Here is a 20,458-nt window from a genome sequence, read left to right as displayed (position 1 = left end):
TCAGGCGCCCCCGAGCGCGTCGCGCATGCGCTGCTGCACCGCGCCCAGGCGGATATGGCCGATCGCCGAGAGCGAATCCTCGCCCCGCGCGATCCGCTCGAGCAGGTTCACGCACTCGTCGGCATGCTGGATGAGATAGTCGAAGTCCTGGAGCTGCTCGAGATAGGCGCTGGCGAAATGCGCGTCGCCGACGAGCACCTCGGCAAGCGCCTCCAGCTTGGCGCGCATCTCGCGGATCTCGCCTGCGATCACATTGTGCAGCGTCGCCGAGAAGGGATCGAAGCCGGAGATCGCCCGTGCGGTGGGAAGCTGCGAGGGAACGGGCATGCAGGACATCAGAACAGCTCCAGATCGCCGCCGGAGACCGGGGCGTGAACGGGGACCGGCGGGCGCTCGGGCACGCGGTCCGTAACCTTGACGCAGCGGCTGCGGCCCTCATGGGGAAGGAACTCGATCTTGCGGGCGCTGGTGCCCCCCAGATCGCTGTGCCCCACCGCGATGCCCTCGGTCTCCATGAAGCGGCGCGCGAAGGCGGCGTTCGAGGAGCCGATCGAGCCCAGTCCCGAGACGATGTTGGCGCCGCCATAGAGATGCGCCATCAGCCGGCCGCGCACCGCGCCCTTCTGCATCATCCCGTTGATCAGCAGCTCCATCGCGTGCACGCCGTAGCGCGCCATTTCCGAGGCGCCGACGCGCTGGTCCGCGCCGGGCTCGCCCAGCAGGAAATGGTTCATGCCGCCGACCCGGGCGACCGGATCGAACAGGCATGCGGCGACGCAGCTGCCGAGCAGGGTGGAGACGACCACCCCGGGCTCGGCCACCACGGCATGCTCGCCCTGAACGATGGCGAGCCGGCGCATCAGGTGAGCTCGCCGAAGACGCGCTCGATCTTCTCCTTCAGCGCGGCCGGCGCGAAGGGCTTCACGACATAGTTGTTCACGCCCAGCGCCGCGGCCTTCTGGACGATCTCCTTGTCGGACGAGCCGGTGAGCATGATGAACACCGTCTTGCCGATCACGGCATCGGTGCGCACCGCCTCCAGGAACTGGAGGCCGTCCATCTCCGGCATGTTGTAGTCGGAGATGATCAGATGCACGCGGTCGCTCTTGACCGCCGCCAGCGCCTCCTGGGCACTGGGCTTGTCACGCACGTCCTTGAACCCGAGATCCTGCAGCGCGCGACGGATCATCGCGCGCATGCTGGTCTGGTCATCGACGACCATCACCTTGATCGCTGCAGCAGCAGGCATCAGACGCTCCCAATCTTCTCGCGGCATGCCTTGAGGATCGCCTCGGGCATGCCAGACAAACCAACTTCCTGTTCCACCGCGCCCAGCTCCTTCGCCGAGCGCGGCATTCCCCAGACCACGCAGGTCTCCCTGCTCTGGCCCAGCGTGCGGGCCCCGGCCTGGCGCATCGCCAGCATGCCCTGGGCGCCGTCGGCCCCCATGCCGGTGAGGATCACGCCGACCGCGGCTTTGCCGAGCGGCGCCACCGAGTTGAACAGCATGTCCACCGACGGGCGATGGCCGGAGACCGGATCGCCGTCGCGCAGCTTGATATGGCCGCGCACGCCGCCGCGCAGCTCCATGTGGCGCTGCCCCCCAGGAGCAATATAGACGGTTCCCGGCAGCACCGGCGCGCCATCCGTAGCTTCCACCACATGCACCCGGCATTCGCCGTTCAGCCGCTCCGCGAAATTGTGCGTGAAGGCGGCCGGCATGTGCTGGACGACCAGCACCGGCGGGCAATTCTCGGGCAGGGCCGGCAGCAGCGAGAACAGCGCCTCGACGCCGCCGGTGGAGGAGCCCATCGCGATGATCCGCTCGCCGACAGCGCCGGCGGCCAGCGTCGGCTGGGCGGGCAGGCGCTGCGGGCCGGCGCGGGCGACCGAACGGGCGGCGGCCTTCACCTTCTCGCAGAGCAGCACCGCGTCGCGCTCGATATCCTCGGGCGTGCCGCTGGGCTTGGTGACATAGTCGACCGCGCCCAGGCGGAGCGCCTCGATCGTCACTTCCGCCCCGCGCGCCGTCAGCGTCGAGCACATCACCACCGGCATCGGCCGCAGGCGCATGATCCGCTCGAGAAAGGACAGGCCGTCCATCCCCGGCATCTCGACGTCGAGCGTCAGCACGTCGGGGTTGAGCGACTTGATCATCTCCCGCGCCGCGAAGGGCTCGGGCGCCATGCCGACGACCTCGATCGCGGGGTCGGCGGAAAGCATGCGGTTGAGCGTCGCGCGCATCGAGGCGCTGTCGTCGACGATCAGGGTACGTACCGCTGCCATCAGTGCACCTCCGGCTTCTGGTAGATGGTGTGCCCGCACGAGCGCATCTGGCGCGCCGCCGGGCCGATCAGCCGCTCGGAATGACCGATATAGAGATGGCCGCCGGCGGCGAGCTGGTCGACGAAACCCGCCTCCAGCTCCTCCTTCGCGGGATCGCCGAAATAGATCATCACGTTGCGGCAGAAGATCACGTCATAGGCGGCGCGGAGCGGCCAGGGCTCGAACAGGTTGAGCACCCGGGCCGTCACCAGCGCCCGCGCCTCGTCCGCCATCTGGAAGCCGCCCTGGACGGGCTTCATCCACAGGCCGCGCCAGGGCTCGGGCACCGCTTCGGCAGTGCTGTCGGCATAGAAGCCGCGCTTCACCGATTCCACCACATGGGGGGCGATGTCGGTCGCCAGCAGGCGGACATCGGCATTGCGCAGCCAGGAAGCGGACGTGCGGTCCGTGCCCAGCAGGCACATGGCGATCGTATAGACTTCTTCGCCCGACGAGCAGCCCGCCGACCAGATCCGCACCGGGCCCTGCTTGCGCTTGAGCGCCGGCAGCACGGCCTCGCGGAAATGGTCGAAATGATGCGGCTCGCGGAAGAAGTGCGTGTGGTTGGTGGTCAGCGCCACCACCATCGCATGGCGTTCCGCCGGATCGCTCTGCACCAGCGCGACATATTCCGAGAACCTGGCCAGGCCATGCTCGCGCAGCCGGCGCCCCAGGCGCGACTGGACGAGCGTAGTCTTCGCCACGCTCAGCGCGATGCGCGCATCCTCGTGCATGATCGCGGCGATGGCGGCGAAGTCGCGGGGCGTGAGCTCCGCGTTGCTGCCCGTCATGGCCGTGGCGACGCCGGCAGGCGCCAGGGCGCCCCCGGCGGCGGTCACGCTGCGATGTCCAGATGCTTGGTCAGGCTCAGCGCGTCGAGATCGAGCAGCAGCACCATCGTGCCCTTCTCGTCCCGCGTGCCGTCCTTCTGGCGGGTCGCGATGCGCACCAGGCCGGCGATCACGCTCGGCTCGATCGTCTCGACCTCGGGCGCCGGCTGGATCTCGGCCTCGCCGATCGCGACGATGTCGTTGACTTCATCGACCAGGAAGCCGGCCTGCTTGCCCGCGATATGGACGACGAGGATGCACGAGCGGGCATGGATCGCGCTCGGCTCCCAGCCCAGCCGCTCGGCGAGGCCGACGACGGGAACCACATTGCCGCGCAGGTTGGTCACGCCCTTGATGAAGCCCGGGACATTGGGGAGCGGGGTGGGCTCGTCCCATTCGCGGATCTCGATCAGCGCCCGCATGTCGATCCCGAAGGTCTGCTGGGCGAGCGAGAAGGTGACGATCTTGCGGTCGGTGCCGGCGTTGTCGTTGGTGGTGGTCATGCTGCCAGTCCTTTCGGCGTGAAGCGGTTGGTCGAGGCGACGAGCGCCTCGATGTCGAGGATGAGCGCGATCGAGCCGTCGCCGAGGATGGTGGCGCCGCCCAGGCCGCGGATCGGATGGAGATTCTGGTCGAGGCTCTTGATCACCACCTCGCGGCGGTCGTCGATCGTGTCGACCACCAGCCCGACCTTGCCCGAGCCTTCGTTCTCGACGATCACGACCAGGCTGTCCTCGATCGCGCGGTCGTCGTTGAGGCCGAAGATCTCGGTGGCGCGCTTCACCGGGACATATTCGCCGCGCATGTCGATCACTTCGCTGTCGGGCGAGGTGCGCTTCACCTGGCCCGGCTCGGGCTGCACCGTTTCGAGCACATGTGCGAGCGGCAGCACGAAGCGCTGGCCGGCGAGGCGGACGATCATGCCGTCCAGGATCGCCAGGGTGAGCGGCAGGATCATCGTGAAGGTGGTGCCTTCGCCCGGGACCGAGTGGATCTCCACCCGGCCGCCCAGCGCCTCGACGTTCGAGCGGACGACGTCCATGCCGACGCCGCGGCCGGAGATGTTCGAGATCGTGTCGGCGGTCGAGAAGCCCGGCGCGCAGATCAGCTGGTCGATCTCTTCGTTCGACAGCTGCGCGTCGGCGCCGATGATGCCCTTCTCGACGGCCTTGGCGCGGACCTTCTCGCGATTGATGCCGCGGCCATTGTCCTGCACCCGCACGAAGATGCGGGCGCCGCGCTGCTCGGCCGAAAGCTTGATCGTGCCCTCGGGGCTCTTGCCGGCGGCGATGCGCTCCTCGGGGCTCTCCAGGCCATGGTCGGCGGCGTTGCGGATCATGTGCGTCAACGGATCGCCGATCTTCTCGATCACGCCCTTGTCGACTTCGGTGGTCTCGCCCACGGTCTCGAGCAGGATCTGCTTGCCGGTCTCCACCGAAAGGTCGCGCAGCATGCGCGGCACGCGGCTGAAGGCCTGCTTGATCGGCTGCGCGCGCAGCGACATCACATTGTCCTGGATCTGGCGCGTCAGCCGCGCCAGCTCGGGCAGCTCGACGCGCTGGCGATCGGCCGGCGAGAGCCGGTCGGCCAGGATCGAGTTGCGGATCACCAGCTCGCCGACCAGGTTGAGCAGCAGGTCGAGCTTGCCCAGGTCGACGCGGATCGTCTGCTGCGCCTCGCCGCCCGCCTTGGGGGCGATGGCCGGCGTCTCGATGCCGCTGATCGGGGGCGAGGCAGCTGCGATCGTCTCGACGACCCGCTGCATCTCGGCGGCGAAGTCCTCGATGCCGGCGGACACGGGCACGAAGCCGAACTCGTCGGCGATCGCGGCTGGCGCGGCCTCGGCCTCGGCCTCGGCCACCGGGGCGGGGGCCTGGTCACGGCGGACCTCGACGACCGAATCCGGCGCGACGAAGTCGAAACAGTCGTTGATGTCGCCCTCGGCAACGTCGCCCGGCACGCGCAGCGTCCAGGTGAGATAGGCGTCCTCGGGATCGAGGTCGCGCAGCGGCGGCACCGCCGCGGTGTCGACCGCGACGACCTCGCCGCCCAGCGCCTCGAGCTCGCGGATGATCAGCAGCGGCTCGCCGGCATTGGCGAGCGCGGCGCGCGACGGCTTGAAGGTGACGATCCAGGCGGTGTCCGCGGCCGGAGCCTCGGCGGGCGCGTCGAAATCGTCGAGCGACACGGCCATCGGCACGAAGCCGAACTCGTCCGCGTCCCCGGCGGGCGCGGCCGGGGCCTCTTCTGCCGCCGGGGCCGGGGCGGGGCTCGTAGCGGGCGTGCCGTCATCGGCGCCCTTGTTCGCGAGAACCTGCTCGAGCGCGGCCAGCGCCGCCTGGTCGGCGGGGCGGGGCGCCAGGCCCTTGGCCGATTCCACATGGTCGCTGAGTATGTCGAAGGCGCTCAGCATCACCTTGACCACGCCGGGGCTCGGCGGGATCTTGCCGCCGCGCACTTCGTCGAGGACATTCTCGAACTTGTGCGCGAAGGCGGTGAGATCGGCATGGCCGAACGCGCCGGCGCCGCCCTTGATCGAATGGACCGCGCGGAACACGCCGGCGATCACTTCGGCCGAGACGTCGCCCGCCTGCATGGCCGACAGGCCCTGCTCGGCGGTGGTCAGCCCTTCGGCGCATTCCTCGAAGAAGATCGCCTGGATATCGTCGAATTCGTCGCTCACGGGCACACCCGGCGGATCGCCGCTCCCAGCTTGGTGGCCTCGAACGGCTTGGTGATCCAGCCGGTGGCGCCGGCCGAGCGGGCGCGGGCCTTCTTCTCGTCCGAGAATTCGGTCGACAGCACCAGGATCGGCGTGCCGCGGAAATCTGAGACCGCGCGCACCGCCTCGATCAGCTCGAACCCGTCCATCTTCGGCATGTTGATGTCGGTGATCAGCAGGTCGGGCTTCACTTCGTGCATGCGCTCCAGCCCGTGCTCGCCGTCATTGGCGCTCTCGATGCGGAAGCCCTGTGCGGTCAGCGACGTCTTGAGCAGCATGCGCATGCTCGCCGAATCGTCGACGGTAAGGATCAACTTGCTCACTGGGCGTCTCCGGTCTCGAGGCCGATCGTCGCGGCCAGGTGGCAGCGCTGCACGCGATCGACGAATGCGGGGCTGGGATTGGCGATGCTGAACTCCTGGCCGCCCGCGGCCGCCTCGGCGCGCGCGGCGACGAGCAGCTGGAGCACGGCCTGGCCGACGCTCTCGACCTCGGACGCGTCGATCTCGATCGCGTCGTCCAGGTCCGCCGCGAGCACCAGGCGCACGCGCAGGTCTTCGGCAGTGACGGTGGTGCCGTGGACGGGGAGGCGCAGCGCGCGCTCCTCGGCGTCAGGCAGCGGCAGCGACTGGGACTGGTCCATTCTTGGCCTCGTCAAGTGCGGTTTCGAGTTGCTGGAAGCTCGGCGCATAGGCCGAGGGGGTCATGCGGCGGGCGATCTCGATCGCCACCTGGACCGGCTGGTTCTGGGCATAGGCGACGATCGCGGTCTTCACGATCGAATAGGGCTTGCTGTCGGCCTCGAGCGTCTCGAGCAGCTTGGCGGCGAGCGGGCCGACCACGCAGTAGCTCAGCAGCACGCCCAGGAAGGTGCCGACCAGCGCGCCGCCGATCATCGCGCCCAGGATCTCGGTCGGCTGGTCGATCGAGCCCATGGTCTTGATCACGCCCAGCACCGCGGCGACGATGCCCAGCGCGGGCAGGCCGTCGGCCATGATCTGCAGCGCGTGCTGCGGGCCGGCCTCTTCGTGGTGATGCTTCTCGATGTCCGCGTCCATCGCGGCCTCGATCTGATGCGGATCCTCGAAGTTGACCGTCATCATGCGCAGATAGTCGCAGATGAACTCGATCAGATGATGGTCCTTGAGCAGGCGCGGATAGGGCGTGAAGAGATTGCTCTCCTCCGGCGCGTCCAGATGCGGCTCCAGCGCGGTGGCGCCCCCCTTCTTGAAGGTGGAGAGCACGGTAAACATCAGCGTGAGCAGGTCCTTATAGTCCTGCGCCTTCCACTTGCCGCCCTTGAACGAGCGCATGATGCCCGCGCCGGCCTTCTTCACCGTCGACATGGAATTGGCGACGATGAACGCGCCGATCGCGGCGCCCGCGATGGCCATCATCTCGTGCGGCAGCGCATGCGCGATGATTTCGAACTTGCCGCCCGACATGATGAAGCTGCCGAACACGCAGACGAGAATGATGATGAATCCGATGCCGTTGAGCATGGCGGTTCGCCCGATGTCCCTGTTGTTTCCAGAATTATAGGAAGGATTTGCCGGCCGGCGTTGCCGCGCCGGCAAATTGCTCAGGCCGCCGCTGCGGCCCGATCCTGCCAGTCGATGACCGCCAGATAATTGCGCAGCCGGTTCTGCTCGAGCGCGGCGAGGAGCTTGTTGTTGTGCCAGGGCACGATCATCTCCGCGAGGGCGGGGGCCCAGGGTGCCGAGCTGTCGAACAGCACGCCCAGGCCGAACACCGCGGGCACATGCGCCCAGGCGAGCGGACGCTCCCCGGTCTGCGCCTCGGCACGGAAATCCTCCACCGCGGTCAGCACGCCGTTGCGCGGGCCGCCTTCGTGCAGCGCCCAGGCGAAATGGCCGCCGCTGCGGAAGCCCCGATTCTCGTGCCAGCCCGGATCGCCAAGGATCACGCCCGCGTCATGGCTGTGCGCATGGCGATGCTCTTCGGGGATGCGCTCGGGCGCATAATAGAAATCGCGGCGCGCGCACGGCCAGGAAACGTCGTGCAGGATCGCCAGCAGCGGCTTGCCGTCGCGCCTGGCGAGCTGGTCGGCGATGCGCAGCTCGTTGATCACCGTGTAGTAATTATGGTCGCCGTCGATCACCCAGGCATCGATGTCCGATAGCGTCGGCATCGCGTCATGGCTGGGCTCGGCGATATGGCGCACCTCGGGCGTCTCGCGGGCCCAGGCCAGGAACTCGGCCTTGGGCGCGGGATCGATGCTGGTCAGGCTGCCGCCCGCCACGCGCGCATAGGCGGCGAGCTGCTGCGACATGCCGCCGAACTCGGCGCCCACCTCGGCGATGTTGCGGGCGCCCGCGATCTGGAGGCCGTGGAGGATGATGTCCGAGAATTCGGACATGGAATGGATCAACAGGCTCATGCGATGGCTCCCTGGAGCGTGGCGTGGGAAGGCGCAGGCGCGGCCGGCTGGCGTGCGGCGATCGGGCGGAAGGCCAGGGCGAGCATCATCTGCCGGCCCTCCTGCCGCGGCGGCGGCGGGACCATCATGAAGGCGAACTCGTTCTCGCAGCGGAAGAGATGGGGCGCGACCTGCTCCATGCCCTCCAGCGAAGGCAGCGCGTCGGTTTCCTGATTGCCGTCGGGATGCTGCTTGTCGCTCAGGAAGCGGTCGACGGGCATGAAGGCCACGCTCTCCACCTGCACATAGTCGAAGAGCTGGCCGAACTGCACGCCCACCGAGAAGCGGCTGTCGCCGATCGGGATGGGGGCGAGGTAATAGCCGTCATGGGTCGGCGTGGCGGTCACGGTGCCGGTCGAGACCTGGTTGCCGTCGGCGACGATCAGCGGCAGCGCGATCGAGGTGTCGACGAAGTCCCGGTATTTGAGCGGCATCGCGAAGCGGCGCTGGGCCAGCAGGCTGAGCTTGAGCGCCAGTCCCTCGCCGTGCAGTTCCGCCGGCAGATACATGCGCTCGGCGCCCTTCATGTAGAACAGGCCGCGCTGGCGCAGGCCGCGCCGGGCGATGGCCGGGTCGAACAGCGATACGGTGTCGTCGACACCCAGGTTGATGTCGTGCTCGAACGCGCCGAGCACCGCGAGTTCCGCTTCCAGCGGCACGTACATCAGCCGGCCGAGCACGCCCGCCGCGCCGCGGCGCCACAGGATCGCCTCGTGCGCCGGCCGCCGGGCGCGGATCGTGACGCTGCCTTCGTCGCGCACGAAGCGCAGGCAGCCCGCCTGCACCCGGTCGCGCACGTCCGACTGGCGCGACTTGATCGAGCTGCCGCGACGGATCGCGGTGCCGTCCTTCTCATAGTCGATCACCGATCCCTGGGCGGCGGTGCAGAGCTGCTCGAGCACGGCGACGTTCGTGCACATCGCCTCGAGCGCGGCACAGTCATAATCGTCGTGGCCGATGAAGCCCTTCTTGTCCAACCCGGTGCGCGACTGCTCGCGCAGCAGCAGGTAGCGGCCGGCAACCCGCACGCCCAGCGCGCGGGCGAGGAGCGGCTCGACATCGTTCTGGACCGAGCCGTTATAGCCCAGGTCGACCAGCATCAGCGTGTCGCCACGGGCCGGGTTCACGATCTTGCGGACATGCGCGGCCAGCCGCTCGGCAAGGCCGCGCGATGCATTGGTGATGCGGCGCATGCGCTGCGGATCCCGGATCGCCTTGAGGAAGGCGCCGGGGCGGGGATGGTCCCTGATCAGCTTGGCGGCTTCGGGTGCGGGGAGCAGCAGCTGCTTCGCCACCACGTTCAGGTCGCTGCAGATATCGCGCTGCAGATGGCGTTCGACTGCCTCGGCGGTGCCCAGCGAGGCGGCGGTGGCGGTGAAGCGGCTGATCTCCACCGCATGGCCGGTGCCGCCGCGCGCCTGGTGGACGCGCTGGGGCAGATAGCCGTCGCGCATCAGGAACACGGCATGCACCGTGCCGCCATGCTTCGCCCGCAACGCCGCGGCCTCGTCCTCCAGCCAGCGATCGAACCCGTTCAAGACGGGCCCCAGCGTGGTGAAGCCGAGCATTTCGGCGGCATCGTCCAGCTGCGGCTCGATGGCGGCGACCGTCGCGCGGTGCGGCTGGTGGGTGATCGCCACGCCGGCCTCGGTCGGGTGGAAGATGTTGCTGATCGCGCTTTCCAGGCGGATGCGCTGCTCGCTGTCCGCGGTGAACTGGGCGAGGTGCAGCGTATTCACGCCGAACGGCGCGACGCCGTCGACATCGGCCTTCTTGTTGTCGCCGATGTGCAGGATCCTGTCGGGGGCGATCTTCAGCGCCTTGAGCACCGGCTCGTACAGGCCCTCGCCCTTGGACTTGCCGTAGTGCGACGAGCAGAAGATGCGGCCGATCAGTCCGGCGACGTCCTCGCCCGCCGCGGCGGCGATCAGGCCGCGCAGCTGCTTCTCGTCGAGATAGGTGTCGGAGACGATGATCGTCTCGATGCCCCTGGCCTTGGCCGCGCGCATCAGCTCCACCGTCGGTCGGAAGGCGAAGCAGTGGCGCGCCTCGGCGTCGAGCTCGTCCTGCACCGCGGCTGCGCGCTCGGCGGCGCTCGCATTGGGCATCAGCTCGGCATAGATCTCGTCGATATGGACTTCGTTGCGGCGGTGGCGGACCGCGGCGGTGCTCCGCGCGGTCTGCTCGGCCCAGCTGCGCTGGAGGAGATTGGCGCTGCCGAGCGCGCCGAACAGGTCGTGCGGGGCGTGCACGTCTCGCCACAGCAGCGTGTCGAAACAGTCGAGCGAGAGCAGGGTCACGCCCGGATAGGCGTCCAGTGCCGACGGCAGCGCGTGCGGAAGGATTGCGTTGGCCAATGATTTTCCCCGGATGCGCGCCCGCAATTCGGTAGGGCGCACTAATCTTATAGGATGCGCGCACCCGGAACGGTTGCGATCGTCCTAGAATGAAGGGTCAAGCAAATGGAGCGAGCATGACCCTTAGTGCCTATCAGGCGGCCCGTGCCCGGGCTGAAACGCCACGCTCGGCAGAGCTCAGGCTGTTGGGCGAGATCACCGGCGAGATGATGGAAGCGGAGGAGCGCGGCCTGAAGGGCGCGCTGCTGATGCCGCCACTGCATCGCAATCGCCAGATGTGGGACGCCTTCTCTACCGATTGCGGCATTGCGGGCAATGGCCTGCCGCGTGAGCTGCGCGCGCAGATCATCTCCCTGGCCCTGTGGGTGGACCGCTTCACCAGCGACGTGATCGCCGGCCGCGAGCGGATCCGCGAACTGATCGAAGTGAACCGCATGATCATGGAAGGGCTGCGCGGGCCGCAACGCGCTGCCGCCTGAACCTGCGCATGGCCAACGAAAGGGGCGCCCGGCGACAGCCGTGGCGCCCCTTTCCGTTGCGGACGAGAGGAGCCGTCGCCCCCAGGCCGCGCGCCTGGATTGGGGACTCATTCTTCTTTCGTCATCCCGGCCTTGAGCCGGGGTCCCGCTGCCTTATCGGCGGAAGCGGAAGCGGGATCCCGGCTCCAGGCCGGGATGACGGCAGAAAATCAAATACTTGTTTGGATTCTCAGCCTAGTCCGTCGCGAGCGGCAGCTCGGAGGTGAGCTTCACCTTCTGCATGGGAATGTCCGTCTTCAGGCTGAGCACGCAGGGAATGCGCGCCAGCCGCTCCGCCTGGAATCGGCGAAAGGCCGTCAGGTCCGCGGCGACGACGCGCAGAAGAAAATCGCAGTCGCCGGCCATCAGGTGGCATTCGACGACTTCGCCGAGCGGCCGGATGCCGGCGATGAACTGCTGCACCGTCTCCTCGTCCTGGCTCTTGAGCCAGACCCGGACGAACAGCGACATGCCGAAGCCGATCCGCTCGGGATCGAGCAGCGCGACATAGCGTTCGATGACGCCGGATTCCTCCAGCAGCCGCACGCGCCGCAGGCAGGGCGATGGCGACAATCCGACTTCCTGCGCCAGCTCCACGTTGGTCAGGCGCCCGTTGCGCTGCAAGGCCATCAGGATCCGGCGGTCGATGCGATCCAGTTTCATTGGCGCAATATGCCACATATTTTGCTTAAGGCGATCATCTATGCCGATATAGTCGCGCCATACTCGCATGTTCGCAACCAAATGCGCTTCCATCCGGCATATACGACTGCCCATGAGCAACGTCGGAATCCGAAGGGAAGCGATGACGGAAGGGAAACCGGGTGGATCGCTGCCGGGGACGGGAAGCCGCGCCGAGCTGCGGCGGGGATTACGGGCATCGCTGCCCGTGATGATCGGGTTCGTGCCGTTCGCGCTGGTGCTGGGCGCGCAGGCATCGGCCAAGGGGTTCGGCGCCATCGAGGTGCCGATCCTCACCGGGCTCAATTTCGGCGGCGGATCCGAGTTCGCCGCGATCGGCCTGTGGACCTCGCCGCCCCATCTCCTCCTGATCGCTGGCGTGACGATGCTGGTGAATTGCCGTCACCTGCTGATGGGGGCGGCATTGGCGCCCTATCTGCGTCACCTGCCCCGCCGGCGGGTGCTGCCGGCGCTGTTCTTCATGTGCGACGAGAGCTGGGCGATGGGGCTCGCCGACGCCAGGCAGAGGGCGGACGCCGGCCGGCCGCAGCCGTTCAGCCTCGCTTACTATATCGGCGTCTCGATCGGGCTCTACGCCACCTGGGTGGTCTTTACGGCGCTGGGCGCGTTGCTGGGGCCGGTGCTGGGCGACATCACCCGCTATGGCTTCGACATGGCGTTCCCGGCCGTGTTCCTCGTCCTGCTGCGGGGCATGTGGAAGGGCATGCGCGCGGCGATGCCCTGGGCGGTGAGCCTTGTCGCCGCCGTTGCGGCCTGCCTGTTGCTGCCCGGCGCCTGGTATGTGCCGGCGGGTGCCGTTGCGGGCGTCCTGGCCGCCTGTGCCTGGGTGCGGCCGTGATGCCCGATCCCGCCACCCTGGGGGCCATCCTGCTGATGGCGATGGTGACCTATGCCACGCGCATCGGCGGATATCTTCTGCTCGGCGATCGCGTGCTGTCCGCGCGCATGACGGCGGTGATGGATGCGGCGCCCGGTTGCGTCCTCGTCTCGGTGATCGCCCCGGCCTTTGCGAGCGGGCGTCCCGCGGATCTGCTTGCGCTTGCCGTGACGGCGCTCGCGGCCGCCAGGCTGCCGCTCCTGCCCACCGTCCTCGTCGGAGTGGCGAGCGCGGCGCTGCTGCGCGGCGTGCTGCCGGCATAGAGGGGGAAGGGGGGCGGGCGCAATGCTGGCGCAATGTTGCGCCGCAACTGCCCGGCGATGCGCTCGCGTGCCGACGGGATATCGCGGGAGGTCGCTGCAGGAGGTTCGCGTGCGTCCGTTCTTCCCCGCATTGGCGATGGCCATCGTCCTGGCCGCCGCCCCTGTTCTGGCTGCCGGCGTGCAACCGGCTCCGTCCATGCCGGCCGCCATCCGGGCACCGGCCGGGCAATCGCCCGGGGATTTCATCGCCGGCTATGCGAAGGAACATGGCTTCAGCGGTACCGTCCTGGTGCAGAAGGGCGGCCGGACGGTGTTCGAACGCAGCTTCGGCCTGGCCAATCGCGAGCACAATGTTCCGAACACGCGGCACACGGCCTATTGGGCCGCCTCGATCACCAAGCTCTTCACCTCGACGCTCATCCTCCAGCTCGCGGAGCAGCGCCGGCTGGATCTCGACGGGACGATCGGCACCTATCTTCCCGATTATCGCGGCGAGGCGGCGGCCAGGGTCACGGTCCGCCAGCTTCTCAACCATACTTCCGGGCTCCGGAACATCGACGCGATCCCCAATATCGAGGACGAGCGGCAGGCCATTCGCGCCCAGGTCGAGGATGCCGTCCGGCACGACCGGCTTCCGCTCTACCAGACGCCCTATAGCAGCGACGATCTGCTCCGGAAGTTCTGCAGCGATCCGCTCGTCAACGCGCCGGGCAAGGTCTTCGACTATAACAACGCCGACTATATCATCCTCGGGAAGATCATCGAACGAGCCTATGGCAAGCCGTTCGGCGCCGTGCTCGGCGAGCGCATCCTGGTTCCCCTGAACATGCGCCACAGCGGCATGATGCGGCACCAGCAAGTCGTTCCCAACCTGGCCGACGCCTATTCGCTCGCCGCCGATCGCCGCACGCTGCAACACGACATGCCGGTCTATCCCGAGAACTGGTATGCGGCCGGTGCGCTCTATTCGAGCGCGGGCGATCTGCTGCGCTTTGCCAACGCGCTGTTCGGCGGCCGGCTGATCGGCCGGCCGATGCTCGACCAGATGACCACGCCCGGGCTCGACCGCTACGGCCTCGGCCTCTGGGTGTACGATACCAGGGCCGGCGGCGCGACGCATCGTGTCGCGAAGCGTCCGGGCCATATCATGGGCACGCAGAGCCAGCTCTACCGGTTCCTGGACAGCGACCTGACGGTGATCCTTCTGAGCAATGCCGGGACCACGGATCTCGATGATTTCGTCGCGGCGATCGGGAAGCGCATGCTCGAATGAGCCCGGGCAGATAAGGAAAGGGCGCCCTGGCCGAAGCCGGGGCGCCCCCATTCCGTCACACAAAGCCGGGCCTCAGAACGCGGCCCATTCCTCGCTGGCCTCCATCGCGGCGGCGGTGGCCAGGGCCTTTACCGGCGAGACATAGGCTTTTCTCGCAGCCGGTTTCGACGCCCGGTTGGCCGGCATCGGGGCCGGGCGCATGGCCGGGCGCACGGCGGCGACGTTGCCCACGGTGAAGCGGCCGGCCTGGTCGGAAAGGGCGCTGACCTCGGTGTTCAGGTTGCGCGCGGCGGCGGAGGTTTCCTCGACCATCGCGGCGTTCTGCTGGGTGGCCTGGTCCATCGAGCCGATGGCGGTGCTGATCTGGGTGATCGCCGTCGACTGCGCGGCATTGTCCGTCGCCATCTCGGCGAGCAGCGTGTGGACCTCGCCGACGTCGCTCGAGATATCGGCCAGCGCGCCATCGACCTTCTCGACCATCTCCACCGCGGCGACGATGTCGGTCTGGGTCGCGGTCAGCTGGTCGCGGGCGCGGCCGGCCTCTTCCTCCGCCCGCATTGCCAGGGCCGAGACCAGATCGGCGACCACCGCGAAGCCGCGGCCGGCCTCGCCGGCACGCCCGGCCTCCACCGCGGCATTCATCGCGAGGACGCGCGTCTGGAAGGCGATCTTGTCCAGCCCCTCGATCACGCTGTCGATGCCCTTGGCGGACTCCGACACGCGCGTCATTGCCTGCACCGCTTCATCGGCGATCGCGCGGCCGCCCGATACCGTCGAGATCGCACCATCGGCGCGTTCGACAGTGCGGCCGGCCGAGGCTGCCATCGTTTTCAGCCGCTCGTCCATCTGCGCGACCGCGGCGGAAGTCTCCTCCAGGCTGGCGGCATTGGCTTCGGTGCGGCGGGCCAGGTCTTCCGAGGCCTGGGCGATCTCGCTCGAGCCCGTATGGATCGTCGAGGTCGATTCCATCACCGAGCCGATCAGCGTGCGCAGGCTGGTCAGCGCCGCGTTGAAATTGGTCTTCAGCGCGGCATAGTCGCTCGGGAACTCGCGGGCGATCTCGGCGGTGAGGTCGCCCTTGGCGACTTCGCCGAGATTCTCGCCCAGCGTGTCGACCACCATCTTCTGCTCGGCATCGGCGACGGCCTTGGCCGCGGCGGCGGTTTCCTGGGCCTGGGCGGCATCGCGGAAGACCAGCACGGTCTTCGCCATCGCGCCCAGCTCGTCGCCGCGCTCGGTGCCCGGCACGTCGACGCGGTTGTTGCCGCCGGCCAGCGCGCGCATCGTGTCCTGCAGGCGCGCGAGCGGCAGGGTGATTCCCGAGCGCGAGACGAAGAAGCTGAAGCCCATTGCGATCAGGATCGAGACCACACTGACGATCAGCATCGTATAGATGGTGTGGTTGCTGCTCGCGCCGAGCTCGCTCGATCGCGCCTTGCCATTGGCGACCAGATCGTCGTTGAACTTCGCCATCCGGGCCGAAAGGTCGATGATCAGCGGATCCATCTCGGCGAGCTTCGCCTTGGCGCCGTCATTGTCGTTGCGCTGGCCGAGCGCGATCGCCTGCGACGCGAGCGCATGCACCCTGGCGATCTGGCCGCGGAACTGGTCCAGCTGCGGCTTCAGCGCGGGCTGGAGCGCCTCGGCATTGTCGAGCAGCTTGTTGGCCGTCAGGAAATTATTCTCCTCCACCTTGCCGGCTTCCTGCGCGATCTTCGAGGAACCGTCATAGGAAAGCGCGCGATAGCCGGCATAGGCGATGTCCGACGCGCGGCGATTGGCGCGTGCCAGCTCGGTCGCCACCGGCATATGGTTCACGACCAGGTCCGAATAATTCCGGTCGATGCGCTGGAGCGCGTTCGATCCGAACAGCGCGACGCCCATACCCACGGTGGCGACGATGGCGACGAGCGCCAGGATCTTGGTTGGAATCTTCAACTTTGCGAGCATCTAATACTTCTCCTGCAAAAGAGACGGGCCCTCGGCGAGAGCCCGTCTCGACTAAAATTCTATGGGGAGCGGCGGCATCAGAACGCCGTCCAGTCGTCGTTCCCGCCGCTGTCCGGCGTGGTCTTGGCGCGCGGCAGCGCCTTCACCGGGGAAACATAGGCCCCGGCCTTCTTTGCGGCGGGCTTGGCCGGGCGCGCGGGCACCGGGGCCGAAGCGGAACGCATGGCCGGGCGCACGGCGGCGGCGTTGCCCACGGTGAAGCGCCCGGCCTGGTCGGAAAGGGCGCTGACCTCGGTGTTCAGGTTGCGCGCGGCGGCGGAGGTTTCCTCGACCATCGCGGCGTTCTGCTGGGTGGCCTGGTCCATCGAGCCGATGGCGGTGCTGATCTGGGTGATCGCCGTCGACTGCGCGGCATTGTCCGTCGCCATCTCGGCGAGCAGCGTGTGGACCTCGCCGACGTCGCTCGAGATATCGGCCAGCGCGCCGTCGACCTTCTCGACCATCTCCACCGCGGCGACGATGTCGGTCTGGGTCGCGGTCAGCTGGTCGCGGGCGCGGCCGGCCTCTTCCTCCGCCCGCATCGCCAGGGCCGAGACCAGATCGGCGACCACCGCGAAGCCGCGCCCCGCCTCGCCGGCGCGGCCCGCTTCCACGGCGGCATTCATCGCGAGGACGCGCGTCTGGAAGGCGATCTTGTCCAGCCCCTCGATCACGCTGTCGATGCCCTTGGCGGACTCCGACACGCGCGTCATTGCCTGCACCGCTTCGTCGGCGATCGCGCGGCCGCCCGATACCGTCGAGATCGCACCATCGGCGCGTTCGACAGTGCGGCCGGCCGAGGCGGCCATGATCTTCAGCCGCTCGTCCATCTGCGTGACCGCCGCGGAAGTCTGCTCGAGGCTGGCGGCGTTGGCTTCGGTACGGCGGGCCAGGTCTTCCGAGGCCTGGGCGATCTCGCTCGAACCGGTCTGGATCGTCGCGGCCGATTCCATCACCGAGCCGATCAGCGTGCGCAGGCTGGTCACGGCTTCGTTGAAATTGACCTTGAGCGCGGCATAGTCGCTCGGGAACTCGCGGGCGATCTCGGCGGTGAGGTCGCCCTTGGCGACTTCGCCGAGATTCTCGCCCAGCGTGTCGACCACCATCTTCTGCTCGGCATCGGCGACGGCCTTGGCCGCGGCGGCGGTTTCCTGGGCCTGGGCGGCATCGCGGAAGACCAGCACGGTCTTCGCCATCGCGCCCAGCTCGTCGCCGCGCTCGGTGCCCGGCACATCGACGCGGTTGTTGCCGCCGGCCAGCGCGCGCATCGTGTCCTGCAGGCGCGCGAGCGGCAGGGTGATCCCCGAGCGCGAGACGAAGACGCTGAAGCCCATCGCGATCAGGATCGAGACCACACTGACGATCAGCATCGTATAGACAGTGGAATAGCTGTTATCGGTGAGCTCGATCGATCGGTTCTTGCCGCCGGCGACCTGATCGTCGTTGAACTTCGTCATCTGGGCCGAGAGATCGATTATCAGCGGATCCATCTCGGCGAGCTTCGCCTTGGCGCCGGCATCGTCGTTGCGCTGGCCGAGCGCGATCGCCTGCGACGCGAGCGCATGCACCCTGGCGATCTGGCCGCGGAACTGGTCGATCCGCGGCTTCAGCGCGGGCTGGAGCGCCTCGGCATTGTCGAGCAGCTCGCTGGCCGCCTGGAAATTGTCCTGCTCTATCCTGCCGGCATCCTGCGCGGTCTTCGAGGAGCCGTCATAGGCAAAGGCGCGATAGCCGGCATAGGCGATGTCCGACACGCGGCGATTGGCACGCGCCAGTTCGATCGCCACCGGCATTTGCTTCTCGATCACTTCCGAATAGCTCGTGTCGATGCGCAGGAGCGCGTTCGATCCGAACAGCGCGACGCCCATCCCCACGGTGGCGATGAGGGCGACGAGCGCGAGGATCTTGGTAGGAATCTTCAACTTCGTAAGCATCTCATGCTTCTCCTGCGAAGAAACGGGCTCTCGGCGAGAACCGGTCTCGACTGAAATTCTATGGGGAGCGGCGGCATCAGGACGACCTCCAGTCGTCGTCGCCGAGCGCCTTGTTCAATACGTGGTCGTTGAACCCCTGGTCGAGGAGCCGGGCGCCCGGAAACGGGAGGGCCGCCAGCATCTTCTTCGTCGGGATTCATCTGTTGATCATGCCGAGCATTCCTGATCCTCCATTGCCTTCCGGCGTTTCCATTGTAGGCGCCGCGGCTCAGGGGATGTTCCGACACGCGGAAAACTAGGATCATTATAGGGCTATTCCCGGATTCACCCGGAGGCGGCGCAGTTTCCGCAAGGGTGAACCGGAGTTTGCGAATCATCCTATAATTGAACGGGTAACCATCTCCGGAGTGTCCCTTGATCCGTTCCGTTCGCATCCCCGTCGCCTGTGCGGCGATCCTGCCGCTCGCCGCCGTGCCGGCATTCGCGCAGGATGGGGTGAAGCTGAGCGCGAACGGCAGCCTGCGCGTCCGCGCCGAGACGATCGGCGGCCAGTTTCGCCCGAACACGCCCGAGCATGACAGCTTCCTCTCGTTCCGCTCGGTGCTGGCGGCGAAGGCCGAGATCGGCGGGTTCACGCTGGGCGGCGAGCTGGTCGACGCGCGCGGTTATGGCGAGAGCGACCGGAGCTCGGTGCGCACCAACGAGATCAACGATCTCGAGCCGGTCCAGGCCTATCTCGCCTGGCGGCCCGCCAAGGGCATCCAGCTGACCGCCGGCAAGTTCGCGATGGACATCGGCGCCAGCCGCCTCGTCGGGCGCACCGATTTCCCCAACGGCGTGCCCACCTATCTCGGTGCCAAGCTCGAGATGCAGGATGCGCGCCGCAACCAGCTTTTCCTGTTCTGGACGCGCCCCTTCACCGCGCTGCCGGACACGCCGGCGGACATCTATGACAACAAGGTCCAGCTCGACCGCGCGACCGAGAATATCGAGTTCTTCGGCGGCAACGCCACGCTCGCCAGCCTGTTCGGCAAGAGCGCACTCGAAACCTATGCCTTCCGCCTGATCGAGCATGACCGGGCGACGCACCCGACCCGCAATCGCCGCCTGGTGACGTTCGGCATGCGCCTGCGCCGGGCGCCCGCGCAGCACGCGCTCGACTATGAAGTCGAAACCGCCCTGCAGCGCGGCCTGGCCCGCGCCACCGCCGCGGTGACGGATGTTCATGACCTTCGCGTCCGCGCGGGCTTCGTGCACGCCGAGGCGGGCTGGACCTTCGGCGGCGGCTGGGCGCCGCGCCTGGCCGCGCTGTTCGACTATGCCAGCGGCGACACGGCCAATCCCGACAGCTTCACGCGCTTCGACACGCTCTATGGCGCCCGCCGCGCCGATTTCGGCCCGCTCTCGCTCTATGGCGCGTTCGGACGGGCGAACATCGTGTCGCCGGGCATCCGCTTCGAGGCCAGGCCTTCCGTGCGGCTCGACCTGATGGCATCGGTGCGCGGCGCGTGGCTGGCCACCGCGACCGACAGCTTCTCGGCGACCGGCGTAACCGACCGGACCGGGCGCGCGGGGCGTTTCGGCGGCACCCAGTTCGAGCTGCGCGGCCGCCGCTGGCTGGTGCCGCGGGAATTGCGCCTGGAACTCGGCGCCGCCTGGCTCGCCAAGGGCCGTTTCCTGCATGACGCGCCCAATGCGCCGCGCACCGGCGACACCCGCTTCGGGCACGCCGATCTCACCTTCTCGTTCTGATCCGCCTTTTCGGCCCGACACTTAGGTAGAAGCCACGGATGGCAGTATCTGCATCGCCGCGCATAGATTCGCGCAGCAACGGGCGGGAAGCCCGGGTCGCAAGTCGCAGGAGGGCCAGGTGAGCCCCAGGTTCCCATTGCTGGTGCTCGTTGCGCGTGAGATGGGCCTCCGCAGCACGCTGATCGCGCGCCTGTCCATGGCGGGCGCGGATCTCGTCACCATCGACAATCTCGATGATCCGCGCGTCGAGCGCTGGCTGGCCCGGAGCCCGGTCCTGATCATCGACGAGGCCGCGCTTGCCCTGCGGCCCGGCGGCGAGGCCGCGCTCCGTGCCGATCCGCGCTGGCGCGCCATCGCGGTGGTCGGCGGCGCGGCGACGGATGCGGCATATCCGCCGCGCATCCCGCGCGACGATCCGGCCAGCACCATCGAGGGCATGCTGCCCGGCTGGGGCTATCCCGAGCGCTGAGCAGGGC

At 68.0% G+C, this 20,458-nt stretch carries 21 protein-coding genes; 6 read left to right on the top strand and 15 right to left on the bottom strand.

What is annotated here, in order from left to right; genetic code table 11:
• From OMP43_RS05610 to OMP43_RS05555, 12 genes are all read right to left on the bottom strand, one after another.
• Complete coding sequence (locus OMP43_RS05610) at positions 1-336, bottom strand: hypothetical protein (RefSeq protein ID WP_280278746.1); 336 nt, start codon at positions 334-336, stop codon at positions 1-3.
• Positions 336-860, bottom strand: a complete 525-nt coding sequence (locus OMP43_RS05605) for a chemotaxis protein CheD (RefSeq protein WP_280278745.1) — start codon at positions 858-860, stop codon at positions 336-338. The genes OMP43_RS05610 and OMP43_RS05605 overlap by 1 nt, the downstream gene beginning before the upstream one ends.
• Positions 860-1,249, bottom strand: a complete 390-nt coding sequence (locus OMP43_RS05600) for a response regulator (protein WP_179188181.1) — start codon at positions 1,247-1,249, stop codon at positions 860-862. Before OMP43_RS05600 ends, OMP43_RS05605 begins: the two co-directional genes overlap by 1 nt.
• Positions 1,249-2,286, bottom strand: coding sequence for a chemotaxis response regulator protein-glutamate methylesterase (locus OMP43_RS05595; RefSeq protein WP_280278744.1), 1,038 nt, complete (start codon positions 2,284-2,286; stop codon positions 1,249-1,251). The genes OMP43_RS05600 and OMP43_RS05595 overlap by 1 nt, the downstream gene beginning before the upstream one ends.
• Positions 2,286-3,164 (bottom strand): protein-glutamate O-methyltransferase CheR, encoded by an 879-nt coding sequence (locus OMP43_RS05590; protein ID WP_280278743.1) that lies wholly within the window; start codon positions 3,162-3,164, stop codon positions 2,286-2,288. Before OMP43_RS05590 ends, OMP43_RS05595 begins: the two co-directional genes overlap by 1 nt.
• The gene (locus OMP43_RS05585) at positions 3,161-3,658 is read right to left on the bottom strand and encodes a chemotaxis protein CheW (RefSeq protein WP_167300854.1); all 498 of its coding nucleotides are present in this window, start codon (positions 3,656-3,658) and stop codon (positions 3,161-3,163) included. Before OMP43_RS05585 ends, OMP43_RS05590 begins: the two co-directional genes overlap by 4 nt.
• Positions 3,655-5,838, bottom strand: a complete 2,184-nt coding sequence (locus OMP43_RS05580; RefSeq protein WP_280278742.1) for a chemotaxis protein CheA — start codon at positions 5,836-5,838, stop codon at positions 3,655-3,657. The genes OMP43_RS05585 and OMP43_RS05580 overlap by 4 nt, the downstream gene beginning before the upstream one ends.
• Positions 5,835-6,200, bottom strand: a complete 366-nt coding sequence (locus OMP43_RS05575; RefSeq protein WP_086130165.1) for a response regulator — start codon at positions 6,198-6,200, stop codon at positions 5,835-5,837. The genes OMP43_RS05580 and OMP43_RS05575 overlap by 4 nt, the downstream gene beginning before the upstream one ends.
• Complete coding sequence (locus OMP43_RS05570; RefSeq protein WP_280278741.1) at positions 6,197-6,520, bottom strand: STAS domain-containing protein; 324 nt, start codon at positions 6,518-6,520, stop codon at positions 6,197-6,199. Before OMP43_RS05570 ends, OMP43_RS05575 begins: the two co-directional genes overlap by 4 nt.
• Entirely contained in the window at positions 6,489-7,379 is an 891-nt protein-coding gene (gene motA / locus OMP43_RS05565; RefSeq protein WP_280278740.1) for a flagellar motor stator protein MotA, read from the bottom strand. The genes OMP43_RS05570 and motA overlap by 32 nt, the downstream gene beginning before the upstream one ends.
• 80 nt (positions 7,380-7,459) lie before the next feature.
• A complete protein-coding gene (locus OMP43_RS05560; RefSeq protein WP_280278739.1) occupies positions 7,460-8,278 on the bottom strand; it encodes a class I SAM-dependent methyltransferase in 819 nt (272 codons plus the stop codon).
• On the bottom strand, positions 8,275-10,674 hold the full coding sequence (locus OMP43_RS05555; RefSeq protein ID WP_280278738.1) for an HAD family hydrolase: 2,400 nt from the start codon (positions 10,672-10,674) through the stop codon (positions 8,275-8,277). Before OMP43_RS05555 ends, OMP43_RS05560 begins: the two co-directional genes overlap by 4 nt.
• Positions 10,675-10,763: 89 nt before the next feature.
• Here OMP43_RS05555 and flaF point away from each other — a divergent pair, with 89 nt between their 5' ends.
• Positions 10,764-11,153 (top strand): flagellar biosynthesis regulator FlaF, encoded by a 390-nt coding sequence (gene flaF, locus OMP43_RS05550; RefSeq protein ID WP_348538593.1) that lies wholly within the window; start codon positions 10,764-10,766, stop codon positions 11,151-11,153.
• A gap of 234 nt (positions 11,154-11,387) precedes the next feature.
• Here the strand turns inward: flaF and OMP43_RS05545 are convergent, their stop codons facing one another.
• Entirely contained in the window at positions 11,388-12,137 is a 750-nt protein-coding gene (locus tag OMP43_RS05545; RefSeq protein WP_280278736.1) for an Lrp/AsnC family transcriptional regulator, read from the bottom strand.
• Between OMP43_RS05545 and OMP43_RS05540 the strand changes: the two genes are divergently transcribed.
• The 3 genes from OMP43_RS05540 (at position 12,097) to OMP43_RS05530 (ending at position 14,307) form a co-directional block, all read left to right on the top strand.
• On the top strand, positions 12,097-12,732 hold the full coding sequence (locus OMP43_RS05540) for an AzlC family ABC transporter permease (protein ID WP_280278735.1): 636 nt from the start codon (positions 12,097-12,099) through the stop codon (positions 12,730-12,732). The genes OMP43_RS05545 and OMP43_RS05540 overlap by 41 nt on opposite strands.
• On the top strand, positions 12,732-13,034 hold the full coding sequence (locus OMP43_RS05535; protein ID WP_280278734.1) for an AzlD domain-containing protein: 303 nt from the start codon (positions 12,732-12,734) through the stop codon (positions 13,032-13,034). The genes OMP43_RS05540 and OMP43_RS05535 overlap by 1 nt, the downstream gene beginning before the upstream one ends.
• Positions 13,035-13,143: 109 nt before the next feature.
• A complete protein-coding gene (locus OMP43_RS05530) occupies positions 13,144-14,307 on the top strand; it encodes a serine hydrolase domain-containing protein (RefSeq protein ID WP_280278733.1) in 1,164 nt (387 codons plus the stop codon).
• A 72-nt stretch (positions 14,308-14,379) separates the two neighbouring features.
• On the opposite strand, the gene OMP43_RS05525 is transcribed toward OMP43_RS05530, so the two are convergent.
• Positions 14,380-16,257 carry a methyl-accepting chemotaxis protein gene (locus OMP43_RS05525; RefSeq protein WP_280278732.1) on the bottom strand — a complete coding sequence of 626 codons (1,878 nt, stop codon included), beginning with the start codon at positions 16,255-16,257 and terminating at the stop codon, positions 14,380-14,382.
• 77 nt (positions 16,258-16,334) lie between these two features.
• The gene (locus OMP43_RS05520; protein WP_280278731.1) at positions 16,335-18,230 is read right to left on the bottom strand and encodes a methyl-accepting chemotaxis protein; all 1,896 of its coding nucleotides are present in this window, start codon (positions 18,228-18,230) and stop codon (positions 16,335-16,337) included.
• A 414-nt stretch (positions 18,231-18,644) separates the two neighbouring features.
• Here OMP43_RS05520 and OMP43_RS05515 point away from each other — a divergent pair, with 414 nt between their 5' ends.
• Together OMP43_RS05515 and OMP43_RS05510 are read left to right on the top strand one after the other, a co-directional pair.
• Positions 18,645-19,982, top strand: coding sequence for an alginate export family protein (locus OMP43_RS05515; protein ID WP_280278730.1), 1,338 nt, complete (start codon positions 18,645-18,647; stop codon positions 19,980-19,982).
• A gap of 118 nt (positions 19,983-20,100) precedes the next feature.
• Positions 20,101-20,451 carry a hypothetical protein gene (locus tag OMP43_RS05510; protein WP_280278729.1) on the top strand — a complete coding sequence of 117 codons (351 nt, stop codon included), beginning with the start codon at positions 20,101-20,103 and terminating at the stop codon, positions 20,449-20,451.
• The last annotated feature ends 7 nt before the right edge of the window (positions 20,452-20,458 follow it).

The sequence above is a fragment of the Sphingomonas sp. CBMAI 2297 genome (genome assembly GCF_029870595.1).
Lineage (GTDB): Bacteria > Pseudomonadota > Alphaproteobacteria > Sphingomonadales > Sphingomonadaceae > Sphingomonas.
The sequence above is the reverse complement of the archived record's forward strand: the minus strand, read 5'-3'. Positions and strand labels throughout refer to the sequence as shown.